The sequence below is a fragment of the Hymenobacter siberiensis genome (assembly GCF_018967845.1).
GTDB lineage: Bacteria > Bacteroidota > Bacteroidia > Cytophagales > Hymenobacteraceae > Hymenobacter > Hymenobacter siberiensis.
In genome coordinates, this window is record NZ_JAHLZZ010000001.1 from 3236328 (window position 1) to 3259574 (window position 23247).

Genomic DNA, 23247 nt, shown 5'->3' on the forward strand with positions numbered 1-23247 from the left:
ATTTTACTGATGTCCACCAACACGCACAAGAAAGTTGCCATTATCGGCACCGTGGGGCTGCCGGCCTGCTACGGCGGCTTCGAAACCCTGACGGCCTACCTCGTCAAGTACCTGCACGAGCAGCACGACCTCACGGTGTATTGCAGCGGCAAAACCTACCCCAAGGCCGAGCGTCGCTCGCACTACGAAGGCGCCAAGCTAGTATACCTACCCCTGCAAGCCAATGGTATGCAGAGTATTATCTACGATTGCCTGTCTATTCTGCACGCCGTGCTGTTTGCCGATGTGCTGCTGGTGCTGGGCGTGCCGGGGGCGCTGATGCTGCCCTTCGTGCGCTGGTTCACCAACAAGAAAGTCATTGTTTCCATCGATGGCATCGAGTGGCGGCGCGAGAAGTGGAGCCCCTTTGCCAAGCGGTTTCTGCGCTGGTCCGAGAACCTGGCGGTGAAGTACTCGCACGCCGATATTTCCGACAACGACGCCATTCAGGACTACACGGCCCGCGCCTACAGCACGAGAAGCCGCGTCATCGAATACGGCGGCGACCACGCCCGCCCGCAGCCCATCACCGACGAGGCCCGGGCGCAGTACCCGTTTCTGGCCAAGCCCTATGCCTTCAAGGTATGCCGCATCGAGCCCGAAAACAACGTGAGCATGGTGCTGGAGGCCTTTGCTGCCCTGCACAGCTACACCTTCGTCATCGTGGGCAATTGGAAGAACAGCGTCTACGGCCGGCGCATTTTTGCCGAGTTCGGCAACGGGGCCTACCCCAACCTGCACCTGCTCGACCCCATCTACAACCAGCAGCAGCTCGACGTGCTGCGCAGCAACTGCGCCGTGTACGTGCACGGCCACAGCGCCGGCGGCACTAATCCCTCACTGGTGGAGGCCATGAGCCTGGGCCGGCCGGTGCTGGCCTTCCACGCCTCGTTCAACAAGGCCACCACCGAGAACAAGGCCATCTACTTCGCCACCAAAGCGGAGCTGATACAGCAAATCAAAGAAACCAGCATGGTGACCTGGCTGGAGCTGGGCCAGCAGATGCAGAGCGTGGCCAACCGCCGCTACAACTGGGCCGTCATCGCCCGCAAGTACAACTACCTCATCCTCAAAGTGGCCGGCATGGTGCGCAAGAACGCCAAAGCCGGCCTTCACTCCCAACTGAGCCAGCTGCCGCCCGCCGACCTGGTGGCCAACCAGCTGGGCCAGTACGCGGCCCTGAAGATGTTCTATGACGACGAAGTGTAGGGCTTCAACAGCGCAGGCCACCTGCATTCGCCCTTTCCCAACCAATGGAGTTGTTTAGAAAGTCACAAAAGGTACTCAACCGGTCATGCAGCGCGCAGCGAAGCATGACCGTTCGGGGACTTTCTAAACAGCTTCAATATTGCCTGTTTAAACAAAACACATAAACCATTTTTTAAACAAAAATGATTGTTTTTCATTTAACGAGTAATATAGCTCATTCATCGTCTTTATTGACTGGTTAATCGTGCATACCTTAAATGTATATTTTTATATTAAAACATAAATAAAATATAAATAATACCAACTTTTATCATTCAGTTACCTGAGATTTATTACATACTTTCAACCTTTCATCTGTACCGGCCTTTTTATAAGGTTGGGGGGTATCGGCCCGGCTGGTTAGTGTATACCGCAGCTAACTAGTCCTTAAGGCGTATCGCGCCACCTTACTGAGCCGGCAAAGTCAACTATGGAATCACCTTTCATCATCTTCATCGTTGAGGATGACCCCTGGTACGGGCAACTGCTGCACTACCACCTGTCCCTTAATCCGGAAAATACGGTTCACCTCTGGACGTCGGGGCAGGAATGCCTGGACAACATGCACTTGCTGCCCGATGTGGTAACCATCGACTTTTCGCTGCCCGACATCAGCGGCGACAAGCTGCTGAGCACCCTGCGGCAGCGCTGGCCCGAGGTGCCGCTCATCGTCATCAGTGCGCAAGATAAAATCGCGACGGCTGTGCACTTGCTCAAGATGGGCGCGTCCGACTACCTGGTGAAAGACGACAACACCAAGGATTTTCTCTGGAATACCGTGCAGAAGCTGCGCGAAACCAATGGCCTGCGCCAACGCGTGAAAAGCCTCGAAAGCCAGCTCCAGGCCAAGTACGATTTCAGCAAAATCATGAAGGGCAACAGCCCGGCCATCAAGCGCATTTTTGGGCTGATGGAGAAAGCGGCCCAAACGCCGGTCAACGTTTCCATCACCGGCGAAACGGGTACGGGCAAGGAGCTGGTGGCCAAGGCCATTCACATGAACTCGGGGCGGCACCGCAAGCCCTTTGTGGCCGTAAACATGGCCGCTATTCCCACCGAGCTGCTGGAAAGCGAGCTGTTTGGGCACGAGAAGGGCGCGTTCACCAGCGCGGTGGCCCGCAAAATCGGCAAGTTTGAGGAGGCCAACGGCGGCACGCTGTTTCTGGACGAAATCGGGGACCTGAACCCCGCCATTCAGAGCAAGCTACTGCGCGTGCTGCAGGAGCGCGAATTGCAGCGCGTGGGCGGCAACGAGCGCATCAAGCTCGACGTGCGCCTCATCACGGCCACGCACAAGAACCTGGCCGATGAAGTGCAGAAAAGCACGTTTCGCGAAGACCTGTACTACCGCATCATGGGCCTGCCACTGCTGCTGCCGCCCCTGCGCGAGCGCGGCCAGGACACGCTGTACCTAGCCAAATACTTCGTGGACGAGTTTTGCCGCGAGTATGGCAAGCCCGCCCTGGTGCTGGCCCCCGACACGCTGGCTAAGCTGCGGGCCTACGCCTACCCCGGCAACGTGCGCGAGCTGAAAACCATTGTGGAGTTGGCCGCCGTGCTCAGCAACGGGCCGGAGATTTCGCCCGCCGATGTGATGTTTGCCCCGGCCGGGCGCGACACCAGTTTCCTGAGCTCGGAAAAGACCCTGCGGGCCTACACCTGCGCCATTGTGCGGCACTACCTAGAGAAGTACGACGGCAATGTGCCGCAGGTGGCCCAAACCCTGGACGTGGGCAAGTCCACGATTTACAAGATGATACAGGACGGCGAAATATAACCGGCCGGCGTTTCCACTTCTCTGACCGTGCCCATGACCCCCAACACTACCCGTGCCACGCTCGAGCACACGCTGCGCCAGCGTGATGCCGAAATCGCCGAATTGCGCGCTCAGCTGGCGGCCGTCTCCGACGCGGCTCCTTTGGGTGAGGGCAGCCCGGCCGAGTTGCAGGAGCAGCTGCAAACCAGCTACTCCGGGCTCCTGCTCAGCGATTCGCGGGGCTGCATCATCTGGGCCAACCCGGCATTGCTGGCCATGTGCCGCTGCACGCTGGCCCACCTGATAGGCCGGCCGCTCTCCGACCTGCCCCCCGACATGCAGTCCAGCGCCGAGGTGCAGGCCACGGTGGCGGCCAGCCTGGCCCGGCAGGAGGCGTTTCAGTTTGAATTGCCAGACCACCCCGCGCAGGAAGGCAAGCGGCTGCGCCTGGATATGCATCCCCTGCACAAAACGTCGCAGGGAGAGTTTGAACTGTTTCTGGGCCTGCTGGAGGACCTTTCGCTTAAGCGGAAGGCCCAGCAGGTATTGGCCGAAAGCGAAGCCCGGTTCCGCATCCTGGCCGAAAGTGCGCCGTGCGTGCTCTACCGCGTGCGGCAGGACAACGATGACCCGCGCCGGTTCACGTACTGCAGCCCCAGGCTGAAGGAACTTTTCGGGATTGATGACATGGAGCACCTGAGCGACTTCGTGCATCCCGATGACCACCCGGCCAATTGGGCCATCTACCAGGCGGCCATCGCGGCCAACGTGCCGGTGATGCTGGAGTGCCGCCTGGTGGTACCGGGACAGCCCTTGCGCTGGTGCCGCCTCAGCTCGGCTATGTCGGGCCAGGACGACTACGGCCGGGACTTCAGCGGCAGCATCGAGGACATTACCCTCAGCAAGCTGGCCGAGGAGGAAGCGCGCCGCAGCATTCTGCGCGGGCTGCTCATGATGGAAGGCCTGGGCATGGGCACCTGGGAATACCACTACACCACAAAACACACGTCGGTATCGCACGAATGGCTGAACATGCTCGGCTACGACGACCAGGTCTGGGACGACGAGAGCATCACCCTCCTCGACTACGTGCATCTGGATGAGATTGCCCTGGTGAACCAGGAGTGGACTTCCTGCCAGAGCGGCGAAAAGGAGCTGTTTGCCTGCGAGCACCGCGTGCGCTGCCACGATGGAAGCTACAAATGGGTGCTGAACCGGGGCATGGTGACCAAGCGCAATGCGCTGGGCACGCCACTTATTTTCACAGGCATCATCGGGGATATTTCGGCGCGCCGGGAAGCCCAGAATGCCCTGGCTACCACGGCGCTGCGCCTCACTACTACGTTTAAAGAGCTGAAGCGCGGGGTGCTGCTGGTGGACGAAAATCACAAGGTGGTGCTGACCAACAATGCCTTTTGCCAGCTCTTCGAGCTCACGGCTGCGCCCGAGGAGCTCATCGGCACCGACTATCACCAGGTGGAAGCGCAGATATAAAGCTGCATTGCGCGGCCGGTGGCCGACGCGCCGGACATGGCCACCCAGGTAGTACGCCGGCTGGAAGAGCGCCTCAACCTGTTTCACATGAGTAATGGGCGCGTGGTAGAGCGCGAGTTCGGGCCGGTTTGGGACGGGGATACGGATATCGGGTTTCTTTGGAAATTTGAGGACATTACCGAGAGCTACAAAGCCAAAAAGGGCCTGCAGCTCCGCGAGGCCAAGTACCGCACCATCATCGACAACATGCAGCTGGGGCTGGTGGAGACGGACCTGGAGAAGCGCGTGCTCTATGCCAACCCGAACTACTGCAACTTTATTGGCTACACCAACGAAGAGCTGCTCGGCAACCCGCTGCCTTCGTTGCTGATGCCCTACGGCAGCCTGCCGCACATCGAGCAGCAATACCAGCTGCGGGAACAAGGGGTGAGCAGCTCTTATGAGATGCCCATCGTGACCAAGGACGGCAAGACGAAATGGCTTTTTACCGGAGCTGCCCCGCTCTACGACCAGGAACATGCCGTGATGGGCACCATTGGCATCAGCCTCGACATCACGCACATGAAACAGCTGGAACAAAACCTGCGCGAAGCCAAGCAGCAGGCCGAGTATTCGGCCAAAACCAAGGAGCTGTTCCTGGCCAACATGAGCCACGAAATCCGCACACCCATGAACGCCATCCTGGGCATGAGCCAGCTGCTGGCCAAAACCCCGCTGGCCACGCGCCAGAGCAATTACCTGCACGCCATCACCACCTCGGCCGAGAACCTGCTGGTTATCATCAACGACATCCTGGACCTGACCAAGCTCGATGCCGGCCAGATGACCATCGAGCAGGTAGGCTTCAACGTGACCCGCCTTTGCGCCCAGGTGGAAAAAACCCTGCTCTACAAAGCGGAGGAAAAGGGGCTGGCACTGAACACCGTCATCGATTCGCTGGTGCCGGACGTGGTGCTCGGCGACCCGTACCGCATCACCCAGATTTTGCTGAATCTGGCCGGCAATGCCGTAAAATTCACCAGCAAAGGCGCCGTAACCATTGAGTGCGAGGTAGCCGGTGTTGAAAGCGGGGCCGTATGGCTGGCGTTTACGGTGCGCGACACCGGCATCGGCATCGACCCGTCGTACCTGAAGTACATTTTTCAGGAATTCAGCCAGGAGGACGTATCCATTACCCGCAAATTTGGCGGTACGGGCCTGGGCCTAAGCATCTGTCGCAGCCTGGCCCGGCTGATGGGCAGCGAAATCGTGATTGAGAGCGAGAAAAACCAGGGCACCACCATTCACTTCGCCCTGGCGCTGCCCATTGGCACCGTCGATGACCTGCCGCCGCGCCGGTCGGCCACCAGCCCCAACGCGCAGGAGCTGCGTGGCAAGCACATCCTGCTAGTGGAAGACAACGAGTACAACCGCTTGATGGCCAAGACACTGCTCCTCAATGCCCATATCAAAGTAACCGAAGCAGAAAATGGTGAATTTGCCATTGCGTGTGTCCGCGAACAGCGCTTCGACCTGATTCTGATGGACGTGCAGATGCCGGTGATGGACGGCTTCGAAGCCACGCGCTACCTGCGCGAGCAAATGGGGCAGACCACGCCCATCATCGCCCTCACGGCATCGGCCACCAGCGGCGAGAAGGAAAAATGCCTGGCCGCCGGCATGGACGACTACCTCACCAAGCCGTTTTACGAGGACGAGCTCCTGCAACTCGTCTACGACTGGGTGCTCCGGCCGCCCGGCCGCCCGCTGCCCCCCGCTGCCCCCCCAAAGGTGGCCCCCGTGCCCCAGCGCCAGCTCTACGACCTGCGGCTGCTGGAGAGCATGGGCCAGGGCGACCAGAAGTTTATCGCGTCGATGCTGCAAACCTTTATCAGCAGCACCGGCACGGCGCTTCGCGACCTGCACGCGGCGCTGGCCGTGGGCAACCTGGCCAGCTTGCAGGCCGCCGCCCATAAGATGTGCCCCAGCCTGCGGCACCTGCACATTCAGCCGGCCATCGAGCTAATGGATACAATAGAAAACTGGGCCGGTCTTTTTTCCTACGACGACCTGCAGCCCATAGTCGAAGTCGTGGACCTGCAATTGCGCGAGGTCATCTTCGCAATGTCGGCCGAGTTGGAAGCCCGCCGCACCGGCGGCGCCTGAGTCCGGAAGTACATGCTCCGTTTTTCAGACATTTATTCTGAAAAACGGAGCTTCAGGCCTGAGTTTACACCTATAACTATCATACTATAAGCTATTTGGCGGCATTAATAAAAATTGGTATAGCAGTGGCTACAGACAGGAAAAAGCCCTGCTATGCCTCCAACTATACTGCTCGAAGAAACCCCCGCCAGCCCAAATTTCCGCCCCAGCACTTCGCGCAAGTGGCTGTGGCAGGTGGGCCTGTTGTTTAGCCTGCTGCCGCTGGGCCGCTGGAGCCGCACGGCATTGCCGCCGGCGGTAGCCACCATCCCGGCGCGGGCCGGGCTCGGGCCGCGCCTGCTGGTGCCGCTTCCGGCGCCGCTGGTGGCCACCCAGCACGAAGTACTGCCGATGCCGGCACGGTACTATCCGGCCGCGCTGCGCCCGGCACTGCCAACTACTGGATTATGAATCTTTTGTGGGCCTTGCGGACCGTGCTACTGAGCACCCGCGTCTGCTTGCCTTTACCGGTGGGCCTGCTAGCCGGCCACGCCATCATTTTCCTTCCTAAATACCACACCTTCATTCCGATGCTATTATCCTCTATTGTCGCACCAACCCGACCGGGCCGGGCCGGGCGCGGGCTGTTGCTGTTGCTGCTTCTGCTGGGCTTTGCCCCCGCCACGCACGCCGCCAACTACTATTGGGTGGGCGGCACCGGCCTCTGGAACGACCTGGACCACTGGGCCAGCAGCAGCGGCGGCAGCGCCACCCACGACCAGGTACCTCAAAGCACCGACAACGTTTATTTCGATGCTAATTCCTTCACGGCCAGCAACCAGACCATAACCATCGATGCCACCGTCACCTGCTTCGATATGGACTGGACCGGAGCCGTGCACGCGGTGGGCCGGGGCGGCACCACCGGCGGCGCGCGCCTCGTGGGCAGCGGCACCGTTGAGGTGAACGGCGACCTGCGCCTGGCCACTGGCCTGGGCCAACAGGACGCCAACGTCAGCCTGCTGGCCACCTCGACGGGGCACGTCCTTGATTTGCAGGCCGTGCCCATCAACGGCTGGCTGAGCTTCGATAGCAAGCTCGGCGGCTGGCTGTTTACCAGCGATGCCAACCTGGTGCAGTACGGCGCGACGCCCAGCCTACTGCTCAATACGGGCTCCATCGACTTTGGCAGCGCCCAGGTATCGTGCTATGGCGTGCGCAGCACGGGCAATCTGTATCGAACCATCCTTTTGAATAACAGCACGTTCAACCTGCTGTCGCCCGTTAATACCTGGGAGTTGTCGGGCACGAACCTGATTTTTGATGCGGGTGCCAGCATCCTGCGGCTGGGAACTACGGTGCGGGCCACGGCCAACGGGTACTCCTTCATCAGCACCGAGCAGGTTTACAACGTGGTGGAAGTAGCAGCCGGAACCACGGCTACCTTTAGCGTAGCGGGCTCGGCTTTTACGAAGCTCCTCATCAATGGCAATACTACCCTGACCAGCGCGGCCGCCATTGGCGGCACGCTGGCCGTGGGCCGCGATGTGGTATTGCGGGCGGCGGCCGGGCAAGCATTGTCCTTTGCCGGTACGGCACAAGTAGTATCGGGCGGCAGCTGCGCCGGCCTAGCCAGCCTGCAATCGAGCGTGCCGGGCAAGGCAGCGGTTTTTAACCGGACCGGGGGCTGGGGCAGTACCGCGCTCACCTACGCGGCGGTGCAGGACGTTGTCTTTAGCGGGAGCGGCGTGCCACTGCCGGCAACGGCCTGCCTGGACCGGGGCAACACCCAGGGAGCAGCATTCAGCACCCTGGCAGTGAGCGACCTGTACTGGGTGGGCGGCACGGGTGCCTGGCACGATGCCAGCCACTGGGCATCGGTCAGCGGCGGCAGTGCCAGCGGCAACAGCTGCCTGCCTTCGCTGGCCACCAACGTGCATTTCGACGCGAATTCCTTTACCGCCAGCGGCCAGGTAGTGACCCTGGACGGTGCCAATGCCTTTTGCCGCGACCTGGACTGGACGGACGCCAATGCCCCGGTTTTCAGCCGCGACGCGGCCAACCCGGGCCTCCAGCAACTGGGCATCGGGGGCTCACTGACGCTCAACACCACGATGACGCTGGCGCTGGCCACCGACCTGGTTTTTTACGGCTACGAAGCTGGCGCACCGAACCCCACGGTGCTAATGGCCAAACAGGTACTGACGGCCAACCTCTACTTCCGGGCCCCGGGCAGCACCTACACACTGCTCGATGCCCTGACGCTGGCACCCGGCATTACCTCGCCCAACGGCCGCATCTACGTAGAAGCCGGCACCCTTGATACCAACAGTCAGGACGTTGCCGCGCAGGGCTTCACCAGTGGCTACGCCGCCACGTCGTCCGTGTTCAGCACGGGCACGGCGGGGGGTGGCCCGGTCAGCGCAGCGCCGGTGGTGGTGAACCTGGGCAACAGCACGCTGACCCTGACGCCCGCCTCCGCCCTGGGCGACGTGGGCACGCGCGCTACCTATACCTGGGACGTAGCGGCCGGGGCGGTGCTCAACGCCGGCACCAGCACCATTCGCATTGGCACCAACGCCACCAACAACCAGCCGGCCTACTTTGTGGCGGGGCTGGGCCAGCAATACCACACGGTGGCCTTCACCGACCCCGCAGCGCTGTCGCTGCCCTGGCTGGTATCGGGCGGCGGCGCGCCGGCCACTTTTGATGAGCTCATCTTCGCCGGCTCGGCCGATATCAATTCCAGCAATGTCTTTACCCAGCAGCTAGTGCTGGCCCCGGGCCACGCCTACACGTTCAACAGCACCACCCAGACCTTTGCCCGCAACGCGCAGCTCAACGCCGTGGGAGGCTGCGGCGGCTTTCTAAGCATTAGCGGCACCAGTGCCACCGCCGGGGCCACATTCAGCAAGCCCGCCGGCGGCATCCTGCCCAATATGGTGCTGCAGTTCACCGCGCTGCGCGATGTCGCTTTCACGGGCGGAAGCACCTGGACGGCCAGCCAAAGCCTCAACAACGGCGGCACTACCGGGCTCGTGTTTACCAGCCCCCCGGTGGCCCGCACGCTGTATTGGGTGGGGGGCACCGGCCCGTGGAGCGCCCAGAGCCACTGGGCCCTGAGCAGCGGCGGCGCGGGCGGCAACTGTGCCCCCAACCAGCTGGACGATGCCCTTTTCGACGGGCAGTCGTTCACCGCTCCCAACCAAGTGGTGACGCTCGATGCGGTGCAGGCAGCCTGCCGTAGCCTCAATTGGGCCGCTGCCACCAATACCCCCACGTTCAGCGGCATCAGCACCAACAAGCTCAGCGTGCATGGCTCCCTCACCTGGAGCCCGGCCATGAGCCAGCAGCTGCTGGGCGAAACCCTGATACTGGGGGCGGCCACCATTACCAGCGCGGGGCAGGCCTTCGGCGGGGCCCTCACCATCAATGCGCCCGGGGCCACCGTGGGGCTGGCCGATGCGTTGCAGCAGCCCCGCACGGCGGGCGCTGGCCTGACCCTGCTGGCCGGCACCTTCCTTACCAACAACCAGCCGGTGCGGTTGCGCAATCTGCTAAGCAACCCCCTGCCCGGCACCGCCCCTGCCGCCCGCGCCCTGCGCCTGGGCAGCTCCACCGTAGAAATCACGGCCGGCAACTGGACCATTACCCAGCCAGCGTCGCTCACTTTTGATGCGGGCACCTCGACCATTTTCCTCAGCACCGGCACATTTTTCAACGGCAACGGCTTCACTTACAATACCGTGCAGCTGGGGCCTGGCATTCTGCACGTGATGGGCGGCAACAGTACCATTGCCACCCTGCTGCTGGCCGGCGTCAATCTTCTCACCGGCAGCAACACCATCACCAGCCAACTAACCCTGGAGCCGGGCTCAACCTTCCGGTTTGGGGCGGGCACCACCACCACGTTTGCCGCGGCGGCCAACGTGCAGGCCAGCGGCACGGGCACCCGGGTTATCACCCTGCAAAGCACCATCAATGGCCAGGCCTTCATCTGGAGCAAGCCGGCGAGTGCCACTCCCGCCGGCACGGTGTGCGCCAGCTTCATCTACCTGCGCGACAGCCAGGCCCAGGGCGGCGCTTATTTCGAAACTGGCCAGCAGGCTAACAACCAAGGCAATACCAGCGGCTGGAGCTTTGCTACCCTACCGCAGGCCATATCCCGCAGCCAGCAGGTATGTCCGCAGCTTGGGGCGCATACGTTGCGCTTCACGTTCACGGGCCTCGACCGGCTCACCCAGCAGCCCACTGTCCTGGCGGCGGCCCAGTTCCCACTCACGGTGGTGCTGCGCAACCTCACGGCCGGCACCAACCAGACGATTTCCGTACCCTACGCCACCTACGACCTTCCGATGCCCAACAGCACGGCCACTACCAACTACCAGGTGATAAGCGTGGCCACCAACAGCGCCAGCTGCAGCTCCCTGATTAATACCGGCACGTTCCCGGTGGTGACCGATGGGCCCCTGAATGGCCCGGCCGGACAGTGGACCGGGGCCGGTACCGGCCCCGACTGGCTCGATTGCCAGAACTGGGCCAGCGGCACCGTGCCCACCGCCACCACCAACGTGACGGTGGCCGCCAGCCCGCTGATGCCCGTACTGAACAGCCCCGGGGCAGCCGTGGCCACCCTGCGCGTGCTGCCCGGTGGCCAGCTAACCCTGGGCAGCGCCGCCGAGCTCGCCATAACCGGCGACTGGCTGAATACCGGCACCACCACCCTGGACCCCGCCAGCCAGGTATCGTTCGTTGGCAGCAGTGCCCAAGCGCTGGCCGGCAGCGCTTTTGGCCGCGCCGTGGTAAACAACCCCGCCGGCCTCGTGCTGCAAACCGATGCCGGCACGGCCACCAGCCTCACGCTCACGGCCGGACTCATCACCACGGGCTCGTACAAATGGCTGCATACCAATTCGGCGGCCACCAGCCTCACCACCAGCGGCAGCGGCAGCTATGTGGTGGGTAACCTGCGCCGCAGCATTGCCGATGGCGTGAGCGCCACCTACGCTTTCCCCGTGGGCACGGCGGGCCAGTATGCCCGCCTCGACCTGCTCAGCAGCCAGCTCGCGGGCACCAGCTTTCTCGATGCCCGGTTCAGCCTCAAAACCGACTCCGATGCCGGCCTGAGCTGCACCGAAACTACGCCCAGCGCCCTGCGCTACCTGGCCGTTTACCCGGCCGGCATCTGGACGCTGACGCCCGATGCGCAGCCGGCCAGCGGCACGTATGCCTTGCAGGCCTCCCTGATGCCGTTTGCCAACCTGGTTGATAATGAGTTCGGCCTGCTTCGGCGTCCGGACACCAGCCTCAGTGCCACCGACTGGAGCGCCGGCGGCGGAAGCCTCAGCCCCGGCAACGGCGCGGGCCGCCTCGTGGCCGATGGCTATACCCTACGCAGCAGCTTGCGCACCTTCGGCCAGTTTGGCCTGGGGCAGGCCAAGTCCTTCGCGCCCCTGCCGGTTACCCTGGTTTCGTTTCAGGCCGTGGCGCGCGGGCAGGCAGCCCTGCTCACCTGGACCACGGCCCAGGAGGTAAACAACGAACATTTTGACGTGGAATTTTCAACTGATAGCCAGGCATTTAAGACTATGAAGCGGGTGCCGGGCCACGGCTCCAGCACCGTGGCCCACACGTACAGCTTCACCGATGAGCAGCTCGCCAACTACGGCGCTAAGCTGGTGTACTACCGCCTGCGGCAGGCAGACGCAAACGGTAGCAGTCAGTTCTCGGCCGTACGCACGGTCGCAGTTAGCGGAACTACCGAAGCCTTTGCCGTCTACCCCAGCTTACTGGCCCCGGGCGAGCCCCTGCACTACGCCCTGGGCGAGGCCGTGGCCGCGCAAGCCACCGGGGCCGGGCTCCTCATCTACACCCTCACCGGCCAATGCCTGGCGACGCACGTGCTGGCAGCCGGCGCAACGGGCAGCATTGACACCGCCCGGCTGCTTCACGGCTGGTACCTGGCCCGCCTGCGCCTGGCCAACGGCCGCTTCCTGACGGCCAGCTTCGGGGTGCAATAGGCATCCCGGGGCATCAGAATGTTGACACAAATTTATATTATCCAGCCACTTATGATGCGCGTCAATGGAAAACCGCTTCCGGCTTTTCGTTGACGCGCGGTGCTGTTCGGTAGCCGGTAGCAGCCCGAGGTAGCCAAACCGTTTTTTCAAGAAGCCGCCAAAACCGACCAGCCGGCAAAAAAGCGGGACGCGCCCCCATTCGGCCATCCGAATTCTTTAGCGGCGACTTCCAGCTTTCGGCCAAGGCGGAAGTACCGCCGCACGGCGCGGCCGTTCTATGAGAACCGAAACACGGGAGAAAACACGGCTTTCGGCCCCGAAATCAGGGAAAGCTCAGCGTTTGTATCTTGGCTGGTGCGTACCTTTCCTGAACGCTCTACCCTTCGTGATGCCTGATTATGAGCCACTTCCTGTTTCCACTGCGCCACTCCAGCCGTTGGAGCAGCCCCAGCAGACTTTGGAGCAGCCCCTGCGCGCCCCTGCCGAGGAGCACCGCCTGCGCACCATCCTGCATCAGGTGCCGGCGTGCATGGCCAGCCTGGCTGGGCCCGAGTATATGGTGACCGTGACCAATGAGCTCTTCCGGCAGCTGTTTGGCGAGCGGCAGCTCATCGGCCTGCCCCTGCGCGAGGCCCTTCCGGAGCTGGTTGGGCAGCCTTTTTTTGACTTTAGGACTTACGCATTTTGGGGTACTTTAAGCAAAACCGCCCGCTCATGCTGACCCAAACCGCTTACATCGAGTACCTGCTCAGTACGCCCACGAACTACACCTGCACGCATTTGGCCGCCCATCTGCCCGATGTAAGCCACGACCAGGTGAATCGATTTTTGCGCATGAGCACACTGCCAGTCAATCAGTTGCGCGAATTAGTTCAGCCCTTGCTCCACGATTCGCCGGAGGCTTTTCTGCTCGTCGACGACAGCGTACAAGACAAACGCTACAGCCGCTTTATCGCCCTGGCCAAGCGGCAGTATTCGGGCAACGTGCACGGCATGGTCACCGGCATTGGGCTGGTCAATTTGGTGCATAGCAGCGGCGAAGCCGGGGATTTCCTCCCCCTGGATTACCGCATCTACGCGCCCGACCAAGACGAACAGACGAAAAACGACCATTTTCTGGCCATGTTTGACCAGGTTGTGGCGGAGGGCAAACTACTGGCACGCACCATTTTATTTGATTCCTGGTATGCGGGCAGCACGAATTTGAAACGCATTCATCGTGCCGGTTGGACGTTTTTTACGACCCTGAAAAGCAACCGGTTGGTGAGCCTGGCCAAAGAAAGCGGCTACCAAGGCCTGACTACGCTGGAGCCGCCGCCCGGCGGTTGGAGTCAGGGCGTGGAAGTGCGCCTGAAAGAAGTGCCCTTTGGCGTAAAACGCTTCAAGCTAGTGGCCACGAACGGCGACATTGAATGGGTTATTACCAACCACTTGGCTGCTCATCTGACCCGCGAAATGGTGATTGAAGCCGTGCAGGTGCGTTGGCAGGTAGAGGAGTTTCACCGCAGCTTCAAACAGTTGACGGGGTCAGAGAAGTGCCAGTGCCGGAAGGAGATGGCGCAACGCAACCACTTGGCCTGTTGTTACTTGGCCTGGGTATCGCTGCGTCAACACGCCCGCCGCATGGGGCAAACTATTTATCAGGCGCACCAACAGCAATGGGCACCCTACCTGCGGCAGTTGCTCCAAAAGCCAATCATTCAAGCACTTGTATAGTCGAGTGCGTAAGTCCTAGACTTGCTGGACGAAGCCTGCCGCACCGGCGAGCCGTGCTACGGCTACGAAGCCGGGGCCTACGCCAGCGCCACACCTACGCCGGCCTGGACCGGCCCATCTATTTCAACTTCAGCGGCCAACCCGTGCGCGACGCCCTGAGCCGGGTTATGGGCATGCTGCTGTTTGCCTACAACGTGAGCACGCACGTCCGGACCCGCCAGCTGGCCGAGGCCGATGACCGGCCGCCGGCCACGGCGCATCAGCTGGCCATTGCCAACGAGGAGCTGTCGGTGAGCTACGAGGAGCTGGATGCCAGCAACCACCTGGCCGCCACCAACCAGGAGCTGGCCACCGCCAATGAGCGCCTCCGAACGTCCAATATCAGCATTCAGCAGCAGGCCCGGGAGCTGCACAAGTCGCACCTGGCCGTGCGCAAGCTCAACCAGCAGCTCGAAGCCCGCGTGGCCGAGCGCACCGGCCAGCTGCAAGTGGCCCTGCACGATATCGAGCGCGCCAATACTGCCCTGCTCCTGAGCAACCAGCAGCTCACCCGCACCAATCAGGACCTTTACAGCTTCGTGTATGCCTCCAGCCACAACCTCAAACAGCCCGTCAACAATCTGGCCGGCCTCATTGATGAGCTCCGCCGCAGCGTCACCTTTGCCGACCCCGCCGAAGAGCAGCTTCTGTTGCCCCTCATTCCTGACGCGTTGCGCCAGCTCAGTACCAATATTGACGACCTGGCGGCTCTGGGCCAGGCCCAGCAAGTAGCCCTGCTCCCGCCCGAACCCGTGGACCTGCAGGCCCTGGTGCTGGACGTGCTCCAGACCCTGGAGCCGCAGGTGCGCGCCACCCGCGCCCGCATCACCACCGATTTTAGCGGCCGGCCCATCCTCTTCTACCCCCGGGCCAGCCTGCGGACCATTCTGCTCAACCTGCTCAGCAACGCCTTCAATTACACCGACCCCGCCCGCCCGTCCCGCGTGCACTGCTCGCTCTGGCTCGAAAACGGCCAACCCGTGCTCTGGGTGAAGGACAATGACCTGGGGGTTTGATGCGGCGCGCTACGGGGCCGAGCTGTTCCAGCTGTTTCGCCGCTTCCACACCCACACCGAGGCAACCGGTGTGGGTGTGTACCTCGTCAATCGCCTGGTGCAGGTGCAGGGCGGCCACCTGGCAGTAGAAAGCCAGGTGGGCGAGGGTGCCACCTTTCGGGTGCACTTTGGGCGCGTTTAAGTACTCGTGCTACTCAAACCCACCACAACCGGGGAGCTCCAGCAAGGCTAATCACGAAAAATGCCGCCTCAATTGAGGCGGCATTTTTACGTTTAATTCCGGCTGTTCTGACTACCCTTTTGCCGTGAGCGTCACGTAAGGAATAATGCATTCCTCCAGCGAAATACCGCCGTGCTGGAACGTGTCCTTGTAGTAGTTCACGTAATAGTTGTAGTTGTTGGGATAAGCGAAGAAGTAGTCGCCAATCGTAAATACATACGCGGTGCTCACATTCTCGCGGGGCAGAAAAATGGATTCCGGCTTGCGCACCACGTACACATCGCGCGAGTCCTCGAAGCCCAGGTTTTTGCCGTGCTTGTAGCGCAGGTTGGTATTCGTATTACGGTCGCCCACAATCTTATACGGGCGCTTACAGCGGATGGTGCCGTGGTCGGTGGTGATGATGAGCTTGCCTTTTTTGTCGGCAATGGTCTGCATCATCTCATAGAGCGGCGAGTGCAGGAACCACGAGCGGGTGATGCTGCGGTAGGCCGATTCATCGGCGGCCAGCTCCCGAATCATGGCCATATCGGTGCGGGCGTGCGAGAGCATGTCCACGAAGTTGTACACGATGACGTTGCACTTATAGTTGTTGTGCAGGTTGCTCATCTTACCCAGCAAGTCCTTGCCGGCCTGCAGGTTGGTTACCTTGTGGTAGCTGTGCTTGGCCTTCTGATTGTTCTTCTGGAAGTTAATTTCCATGAACTCCGCCTCGTGCAGGTTTTTGCCCTCGTCGTCGTCGTCGGTCACCCACAGGTTGGGGTATTTCTTCTGAATATCGCTCGGCATCATGCCCGAGAAAATAGCATTGCGCGCATACGCCGTGGTGGTCGGCAGAATGGCATAGTACATCTCCTCGCTGTCCACCGTAAACATTTCGGTGATAATGGGCTCCAGCACTTTCCACTGGTCGTAGCGCAGGTTATCGATGAGCACGAAGTACACGGGCGTGTCGCCGGTGGCCTTCAGCGTGGGAAACACGCGCTCCTTGAACAACTGGTGCGACATGAGCGGCGCGTCCTTATCGCTACCGTCCACCCAATCTTCGTAATTCTCAGTGATGAAGCGGCCGAAGTAGGTATTGGCCTCGTCCTTCTGCATATTGAAGACCTCGGCCATGCTTTTGCCCTCGGTTTCATTTATTTCCAACTCCCAGTATACCAGCTTCTTGTATACTTCGGCCCATTCGACGGGCGTGAGGCGGTCGGAAAGCTGCATGCCGAGCTGGCGGAAATCGCGCTGGTAGCCCGAGTTGGTGGCCTCACTCACGAGGCGCTTGTTGTCGAGCACCTTTTTCACCGACAGTAGTATCTGACTGGGATTCACCGGCTTAATCAGATAATCAGCAATTTTCGCGCCGATGGCCGACTCCATGATGTGCTCTTCCTCGCTCTTGGTAATCATTACCACGGGCACGGTGGGCCGGATGGCCTTTATTTCGGTAAGCGTCTGTAAGCCAGTCAGCCCGGGCATGTTCTCATCGAGAAACACGAGGTCGTAGCTCTTCTCCTGAATCTCCTCAATGGCATCGGCGCCGCTGTTGACGGGCGTTACGTCGTAGCCTTTCTCCTTGAGAAACAGCAGGTGCGGCTTGAGCAGGTCGATTTCGTCGTCGGCCCAGAGAATGGTGGTTTGTTGCATAGTAGGGACTTGAGGTCTTGGGGACTTTAGCGTCTTGGTTAGTATAGCTAACGTAAGACGTCCCGAATGGATATATAGCCGGCTTACCACGTTGGCACTGCCGACTTCGCACAAAGGGTTGAGCTTGCCCAAACGGCCTGCCGTAGCTTCGCGTTCAGTTATTGACGGGTGAGCCGTGCAAATGTTGCTTGTTTTTGCCCATTCGCGGCGTATTTATCCTGTTCTGATTTCTGCCCGTCATCCCCTCCCCGCCCGTTCCGTGAACAAGAAAAAAATCTTCAACGACCCGGTTTACGGCTTCGTCACCATCCCGACGGAGTTCCTGTTTGACCTGATTGAGCACCCGTATTTTCAGCGGCTGCGGCGCATTCAGCAGCTCGGCCTCACCGGCTTTGTGTACCCCGGGGCGCTGCACACGCGCTTTCACCACGCGCTGGGAGCCATGCACCTGATGTCGCTGGCCCTGCGCACGCTCAAGGACAAGGGCGTGAAGATTTCGGCCGCGGAGGGCGAGGCGGCGCTGGCGGCCATCCTACTGCACGACGTGGGCCACGGCCCCCTCTCCCACGCGCTGGAAACCGCCATTTTCCAGGATGTGCCGCACGAGCAGCTCTCGCTTTTCCTGATGGAGCGCCTGAACAAGGAATTTCACGGCAAGCTCGATTTGGCCATTGAAATATTTAAGGGCACCTACGGCCGGCCGTTTTTCCATCAGCTGGTGAGCAGCCAGCTCGACATGGACCGCCTCGATTACCTCAACCGCGACTCCTTCTATACCGGCGTGGAGGAAGGCCGCCCCGGCGCCGACCGCCTCATCAAGATGCTGCGCGTGCACGAAGAGCGGCTGGTGCTCGAAGAAAAAGCCGTGTATTCAGTCGAGAATTTCCTGGTGAGCCGCCGGCTGATGTACTGGCAGGTGTACCTGCACAAAACCGTGACGTCGGCCGAGCAGATGGTGATTCGGGTGGTGCAGCGCGCCCGCGACCTGGCCCGCCGGGGCGTGGAAGTGCCCGCCAACAGCTGCCTGGGCTACTTCCTGGGCCGCGCCGTGAGCCTGGGCGAGTTTGAGAAAGACGAGAAAATTCTCAGCCATTTCGTCGAGCTTGATGATTACGACATCTGGTCGGCCATCAAGGCCTGGGCCGGCCACCCCGATGTGGTGCTCAGCTACCTCGCCAAGAGCATTCTGCACCGCAACCTGCTCAAAATCGTGCTCGCCCCCGAACCGTTCGACGAGGAATTCCGCCTCGGCATCCAGGAGCTCATCGCTGCCAAGTTCGGCCTACCCATGAATGAAGCCGCGCTTCTCATGATATCCGGCCGCCTCAGCAACAGCGCCTACAACGCCGAAAGCCAAGAGCCCATCGAAATCCTGACCAAAAAAGGCGACGTGGTGAACGTAATGGAAGCCTCCGACCTGCCCAACATCCGCGCCCTGAGCCAGCGCGTGGAGAAATTCTACATCTGCTACCCGAAGGAGATTGTGTAAAAAAGAACGTCATGCAGAGCGCAGCGAAGCATCTTGCCCGCAATAAGTAATCCAATCGCAAGATTAAAAATTAGTGGTGGCGGGCAAGATGCTGCGCTCTGCATGACCGTTCTGACTCTTATTTTTGCCCCTTACTATGGAATTTACCATTCAGCAAATTGCCGAAGTCCTCGGCGGCACCGTGGAAGGCGACGCTACCCTGCGCATCTTCAGCCTGGCCAAGATTGAAGAAGCCCGGGCCGGCTCCCTCACCTTCCTCTCGAATAGCAAATACGAGCCGTTTCTCTACGAAACCGGCGCTTCGGCCGTCATTGTGGGCCAGGCTCTGGAGCTGAAACACGCCATCACGCCTGCCCTGATTCGGGTCGAAAACCCGTACACTGCCTTCAGCCAGCTGCTGGAATTTTACGCGCAGGCCACCCGCACCGGCAAGCGCGGCGTGGAGCAGCCGTCGTTTATTGGGGAAAGCTCCGAGATTGGGGCTGGCCACTACCGGGGCGCGTTTTCCTACATCGGCGAGAGTTGCAAGCTGGGCGAAAACGTGCTGGTGTTCCCCCACGCCTACATCGGCGACCGGGTCACGATTGGCGCGGGCAGCGTTATCCACGCCGGGGCCAAAATTTACTCGGATACCGTCATTGGCCAGTTTTGCGTCGTTAAGGCCGGGGCCGTGGTCGGTTCCGATGGCTTCGGCTTCGCCCCGCAGCCCGACGGCTCCTACAAAGCCATTCCGCAAATCGGCAACGTGGTGCTCGAAGATTACGTGAGCATCGGAGCCAATGCCACCATCGACTGCGCCACGCTGGGCTCCACGCGCATCGGCCGGGGCAGCAAGATTGACAACCTCGTGCAGCTGGCCCACAACGTCGAAATTGGCCAGCACACCGTCATTGCCTCACAAACGGGCATTGCCGGCTCGGCCAAAATCGGCGACTATTGCGTGCTGGCGGGCCAGGTGGGCATGGCCGGCCACGTCACGCTGGCCAACAAAACCACCGTTACCGCGCAGTCCGGCATCGGCAAGAATGTGAAGCAGGAAGGCACCTTCCTGCAAGGCTCCACGGCCTTCGACTTCAAGCAGAACCAACGCGCCCAAATCGTTTTCCGCCGCCTGCCCGAACTCGAACAACGCGTGGCCTCGCTGGAGAAGGTGAAAAACGCGACGGAAAAGCCCTAGCTTTGCACTCAGTTGAGCTGTTAGCCATTAGCTTTTAGCTATTAGCATCTCTACTGGTCATTGTGAAGCTAAAAGCTAAAAGCTAATGGCTAACAGCTAATTAAATGAACGACAAGCAACACACCATTCAGGCACCCGTGACGGTGCGCGGCATCGGACTGCACACCGGCGTAGAGGCCACCATGACGTTTTGCCCCGCTCCGGTGGGCCACGGCTATAAGTTTCAACGGGTCGATTTGCCCGGGCAGCCCATCGTGGATGCCGACGTGGACAACGTGGTGGACCTGAGCCGCGGCACCACCATCGAGCAGAACGGCGCCCGCGTCAACACCGTGGAGCACACCCTGGCGGCCCTCGTGGGCCTGCAGCTCGACAACGTGCTCATTCAGCTCAGCGGCCCCGAGCCGCCCATCATGGACGGGTCGTCGGCCGAGTTCATCAAAGCCCTCACTTCGGTAGGCTTTGAAGAGCAGAACGCGCTGCGCAACTACTACGAAATCCCGGAAAGCATTCGGTACGTGGACAATGCGCGCGGCGTGGAAATTGCCGCCCTGCCCCTCACCGACTATCGCCTCACGGTGATGGTGGACTACAACTCGCCGGTGCTGGGCTCGCAGCACGCCACGCTGGACGACATTGGCAAGTTCAGCGAAGAAATTGCGTCGTCGCGCACCTTCTGCTTCTTGCACGAGCTGGAAATGCTCTACAAAAACAACCTCATTCGCGGCGGCGATTTGAGCAATGCCATCGTGGTTGTGGACCGCGTGGTGAGCGATGATGAGCTCTCGGACCTAGCCAAAATGCTGGGCAAGCCCCGCGTATCGGTCAAGAAAGAGGGCATTCTGAACAACGTGGACCTGCGCCACAAAAACGAGCCCGCCCGCCACAAGCTGCTCGACCTCGTGGGCGACCTCGCCCTGGTAGGCCGCCCGCTGAAAGGCCAGATTCTGGCCGCCCGCCCCGGCCACGCCGCCAACGTGGCCTTCGCCAAGAAAATCAAGAAAAAGATGCTGGAGTCGCGCACCAACCCGGTGCCCATGTACGACCCCAACCGCGAGCCGGTGATGGACATCAACCGCATCATGCAGGTGCTGCCCCACCGCTACCCGTTTGTGATGATTGACAAGGTCATTCATCTGGACGACCAGGTGGTAACGGCCGTCAAAAACGTGTCGATTAACGAGCCGTTCTTCCAGGGCCACTTCCCCGGCAACCCGGTGATGCCCGGCGTGCTCCAGATTGAAGGCCTGGCCCAGACCGGCGGCATTCTGGTCATGAACACCGTGTCGGACCCCGAAAACTACTGGCAGTATTTCCTGGGCATCGAGAATGCCCGCTTCCGCAAAAAGGTACTGCCCGGCGATACCATCGTGTATCATTGCCAGCTGCTGGCCCCCATCAAGCGCGGCATTGCCAAAATGCGCGGCCAGGCTTTCGTGAATGGCAAAGTGGTGTGCGAAGCCGAAATGAGCGCCGCCATTGTCCGCAAGGACAGTTAAAAGTTAAGAGTTAAGAGTTAAGAATTGAACCGCACGCTTGCAATCCAATTGTTGACTCTTTCCAATGAAACCTCATAACTCTTAACTTTTATCTCTTAACTCTCAACTGAAGAATGCTTTCCCCCCTCGCCTATATTCACCCTTCTGCTCGCCTCGCGGCGGGCGTCACCGTTGAGCCGTTTACAACCATTGCGGCCGATGTCGAAATCGGGGAGGGCTCCTGGATTGGGCCGAATGTGACCATCATGGACGGGACGCGCATCGGGGCCAACTGCCAGATATTCCCCGGGGCCGTGATTGGGGCCGTGCCGCAGGACCTGAAGTTTGACGGCGAGCAAACCACCGCCGTTATCGGCGACTACACCGTGGTTCGGGAGTGCGTGACCGTGAACCGCGGCACCGTGGACCGGGGCGAAACCCGCGTGGGCAGTTACTGCCTGCTGATGGCCTACGTGCACATCGCCCACGACTGTATCATTGGTAATCACTGCATTCTGGCCAATACCGTGCAGGTGGCGGGCCACGTCGAAATTGGCGACTACGCCATTGTGGGCGGGTCGTCGGCGGTGCACCAGTTTGTTAAAATCGGGGCACACGCCATGGTATCGGGCGGCTCGCTGGTGCGCAAGGACGTGCCGCCGTATGTGAAAGCGGGCCGCGAGCCCCTCTCCTACGCCGGGGCCAACTCGGTGGGCCTACGCCGCCGGGGCTTCTCCGAAGAATCCATCAACATGGTGCAGCAGCTATACCGCACGCTTTTTCTGGGCGGCCTGAACAACCACGATGCGCTAACGCAGATTGAACGCGAGCTGCCCGCTACGCCCGAGCGCGACCTGGCCCTGGAATTTGTGCGGGCCGCCACGCGGGGCATTATTAAAGGCCCCAAGCGCGGCCGGGCCGACGGCAGCGAGTCGGAGTAGTTACTTCTTGCCTTGGCATTGAGACAAAAAAGAACGTCATGCTGAGCGTAGTCGAAGCAGTTCTGCCACAGCAGTAATCCCAGTCGATTGGATTAGTTGCGCAGCAGAGCTGCTTCGACTACGCTCAGCATGACGTTCTCTTGTTAAAAAATCAACATTCCCGCTTTGCAAATCACCGCCACCGGCCTGGGTAAGCGCTTCCAGCGCGACTGGATTTTCAGGGGCCTGACACACACGTTTCGGCCGGGCAGCGCTACGGCCGTCCTTGGACCCAACGGCGCGGGCAAGAGCACGCTGCTGAACACTTTTTCGGGGCAGCTACTAACCACCGAGGGTACGCTGACCTACTCGCTGGCCGGCCGCGCCCTGACCGTGGAAGACGTGCCCCGGCACCTGGCCTACGCCGCGCCCTACCTGGAGCTACTGGAGGAGCTGACGCTGCTGGAGATGCTACAGTTTCACACGCAGTTCAAGCCGCTGCGGCCCGGCGTAACGATTGACCAGCTTATCGGCATCATGTACCTCGAAAAGGCGCGGCACCAACTGGTGCGCGAGTTTTCGTCGGGCATGAAGCAGCGGCTGAAGCTGGGGTTGGCGCTGTATGCCGATGCGCCCCTGCTCCTGCTCGACGAGCCCACCACCAACCTCGATACCACCGGCGTGGCCTGGTACCAGGAGCATGTGCAGGCCACCCGCGCCGGACGCACGCTGCTGCTCAGCTCCAATGTACCGGCCGAGTACAGCTTTTGCGACGAGCAATTAGTGGTAACAGATTTCCAACCGGTACGCGGGCAATAATCTTCAATTGCGGGCTTTTAACTACCTGATTTCTTGCCCGGAATAATATCT

General features: G+C 60.8%; 16 protein-coding genes. 15 read left to right on the top strand and 1 reads right to left on the bottom strand.

Annotated elements, in window-relative coordinates; genetic code table 11:
• Window positions 1-9 precede the first annotated feature (9 nt).
• The 10 genes from KQ661_RS14060 to KQ661_RS14105 all read left to right on the top strand — a co-directional run bounded on the left by KQ661_RS14060 (window position 10) and on the right by KQ661_RS14105 (window position 15633).
• A complete protein-coding gene (locus KQ661_RS14060) occupies window positions 10-1248 on the top strand; it encodes a DUF1972 domain-containing protein (RefSeq protein ID WP_216688924.1) in 1239 nt (412 codons plus the stop codon).
• A 469-nt stretch (window positions 1249-1717) separates the two neighbouring features.
• Complete coding sequence (locus KQ661_RS14065; protein ID WP_216688925.1) at window positions 1718-3064, top strand: sigma-54-dependent transcriptional regulator; 1347 nt, start codon at window positions 1718-1720, stop codon at window positions 3062-3064.
• 33 nt (window positions 3065-3097) lie between these two features.
• Window positions 3098-4537 (top strand): PAS domain-containing protein, encoded by a 1440-nt coding sequence (locus KQ661_RS14070; RefSeq protein ID WP_216727307.1) that lies wholly within the window; start codon window positions 3098-3100, stop codon window positions 4535-4537.
• Between the two features lie 18 nt (window positions 4538-4555).
• A complete protein-coding gene (locus KQ661_RS14075; RefSeq protein ID WP_216727308.1) occupies window positions 4556-6682 on the top strand; it encodes a response regulator in 2127 nt (708 codons plus the stop codon).
• Between the two features lie 153 nt (window positions 6683-6835).
• A complete protein-coding gene (locus KQ661_RS14080) occupies window positions 6836-7132 on the top strand; it encodes a hypothetical protein (protein ID WP_216688927.1) in 297 nt (98 codons plus the stop codon).
• A complete protein-coding gene (locus KQ661_RS14085; protein ID WP_216727309.1) occupies window positions 7129-12681 on the top strand; it encodes a beta strand repeat-containing protein in 5553 nt (1850 codons plus the stop codon). Before KQ661_RS14080 ends, KQ661_RS14085 begins: the two co-directional genes overlap by 4 nt.
• A 388-nt stretch (window positions 12682-13069) precedes the next feature.
• A complete protein-coding gene (locus KQ661_RS14090) occupies window positions 13070-13402 on the top strand; it encodes a hypothetical protein (protein WP_216727310.1) in 333 nt (110 codons plus the stop codon).
• Window positions 13396-14397 carry an IS701 family transposase gene (locus tag KQ661_RS14095; RefSeq protein WP_235726976.1) on the top strand — a complete coding sequence of 334 codons (1002 nt, stop codon included), beginning with the start codon at window positions 13396-13398 and terminating at the stop codon, window positions 14395-14397. Before KQ661_RS14090 ends, KQ661_RS14095 begins: the two co-directional genes overlap by 7 nt.
• Before the next feature lie 53 nt (window positions 14398-14450).
• Window positions 14451-15452, top strand: coding sequence for a sensor histidine kinase (locus KQ661_RS14100; RefSeq protein WP_216727311.1), 1002 nt, complete (start codon window positions 14451-14453; stop codon window positions 15450-15452).
• Complete coding sequence (locus tag KQ661_RS14105) at window positions 15436-15633, top strand: ATP-binding protein (protein WP_216727312.1); 198 nt, start codon at window positions 15436-15438, stop codon at window positions 15631-15633. The genes KQ661_RS14100 and KQ661_RS14105 overlap by 17 nt, the downstream gene beginning before the upstream one ends.
• Window positions 15634-15744: 111 nt before the next feature.
• Here KQ661_RS14105 and porX read toward each other — a convergent pair whose 3' ends face one another.
• On the bottom strand, window positions 15745-17313 hold the full coding sequence (gene porX / locus KQ661_RS14110) for a T9SS response regulator signal transducer PorX (protein ID WP_216688933.1): 1569 nt from the start codon (window positions 17311-17313) through the stop codon (window positions 15745-15747).
• A 259-nt stretch (window positions 17314-17572) separates the two neighbouring features.
• On the opposite strand from porX, the gene KQ661_RS14115 reads away from it, so the two are divergent.
• From KQ661_RS14115 to KQ661_RS14135, 5 genes are all read left to right on the top strand, one after another.
• Window positions 17573-18802, top strand: a complete 1230-nt coding sequence (locus tag KQ661_RS14115) for an HD domain-containing protein (RefSeq protein WP_216688934.1) — start codon at window positions 17573-17575, stop codon at window positions 18800-18802.
• A 136-nt stretch (window positions 18803-18938) separates the two neighbouring features.
• A complete protein-coding gene (gene lpxD, locus KQ661_RS14120) occupies window positions 18939-19979 on the top strand; it encodes a UDP-3-O-(3-hydroxymyristoyl)glucosamine N-acyltransferase (protein ID WP_216727313.1) in 1041 nt (346 codons plus the stop codon).
• 104 nt (window positions 19980-20083) lie between these two features.
• The gene (locus tag KQ661_RS14125; RefSeq protein WP_216688936.1) at window positions 20084-21478 is read left to right on the top strand and encodes a bifunctional UDP-3-O-[3-hydroxymyristoyl] N-acetylglucosamine deacetylase/3-hydroxyacyl-ACP dehydratase; all 1395 of its coding nucleotides are present in this window, start codon (window positions 20084-20086) and stop codon (window positions 21476-21478) included.
• A gap of 113 nt (window positions 21479-21591) precedes the next feature.
• Window positions 21592-22398: an acyl-ACP--UDP-N-acetylglucosamine O-acyltransferase gene (gene lpxA / locus KQ661_RS14130; protein ID WP_216727314.1), complete on the top strand. Its 807-nt coding sequence runs from the start codon at window positions 21592-21594 to the stop codon at window positions 22396-22398.
• A 165-nt stretch (window positions 22399-22563) separates the two neighbouring features.
• Entirely contained in the window at window positions 22564-23196 is a 633-nt protein-coding gene (locus KQ661_RS14135) for an ABC transporter ATP-binding protein (protein ID WP_216688938.1), read from the top strand.
• Window positions 23197-23247: the final 51 nt, after the last annotated feature.

Coding starts and splice junctions, on each gene's coding strand:
- KQ661_RS14060 (WP_216688924.1), top strand. CDS start 10: ATGTCCACCAACACGCACAAGAAAGTTGCCATTATCGGCACCGTGGGG.
- KQ661_RS14065 (WP_216688925.1), top strand. CDS start 1,718: ATGGAATCACCTTTCATCATCTTCATCGTTGAGGATGACCCCTGGTAC.
- KQ661_RS14070 (WP_216727307.1), top strand. CDS start 3,098: ATGACCCCCAACACTACCCGTGCCACGCTCGAGCACACGCTGCGCCAG.
- KQ661_RS14080 (WP_216688927.1), top strand. CDS start 6,836: ATGCCTCCAACTATACTGCTCGAAGAAACCCCCGCCAGCCCAAATTTC.
- KQ661_RS14085 (WP_216727309.1), top strand. CDS start 7,129: ATGAATCTTTTGTGGGCCTTGCGGACCGTGCTACTGAGCACCCGCGTC.
- KQ661_RS14090 (WP_216727310.1), top strand. CDS start 13,070: ATGCCTGATTATGAGCCACTTCCTGTTTCCACTGCGCCACTCCAGCCG.
- KQ661_RS14095 (WP_235726976.1), top strand. CDS start 13,396: ATGCTGACCCAAACCGCTTACATCGAGTACCTGCTCAGTACGCCCACG.
- KQ661_RS14105 (WP_216727312.1), top strand. CDS start 15,436: ATGACCTGGGGGTTTGATGCGGCGCGCTACGGGGCCGAGCTGTTCCAG.
- porX (WP_216688933.1), bottom strand. CDS start 17,313: ATGCAACAAACCACCATTCTCTGGGCCGACGACGAAATCGACCTGCTC.
- lpxD (WP_216727313.1), top strand. CDS start 18,939: ATGGAATTTACCATTCAGCAAATTGCCGAAGTCCTCGGCGGCACCGTG.
- KQ661_RS14125 (WP_216688936.1), top strand. CDS start 20,084: ATGAACGACAAGCAACACACCATTCAGGCACCCGTGACGGTGCGCGGC.
- lpxA (WP_216727314.1), top strand. CDS start 21,592: ATGCTTTCCCCCCTCGCCTATATTCACCCTTCTGCTCGCCTCGCGGCG.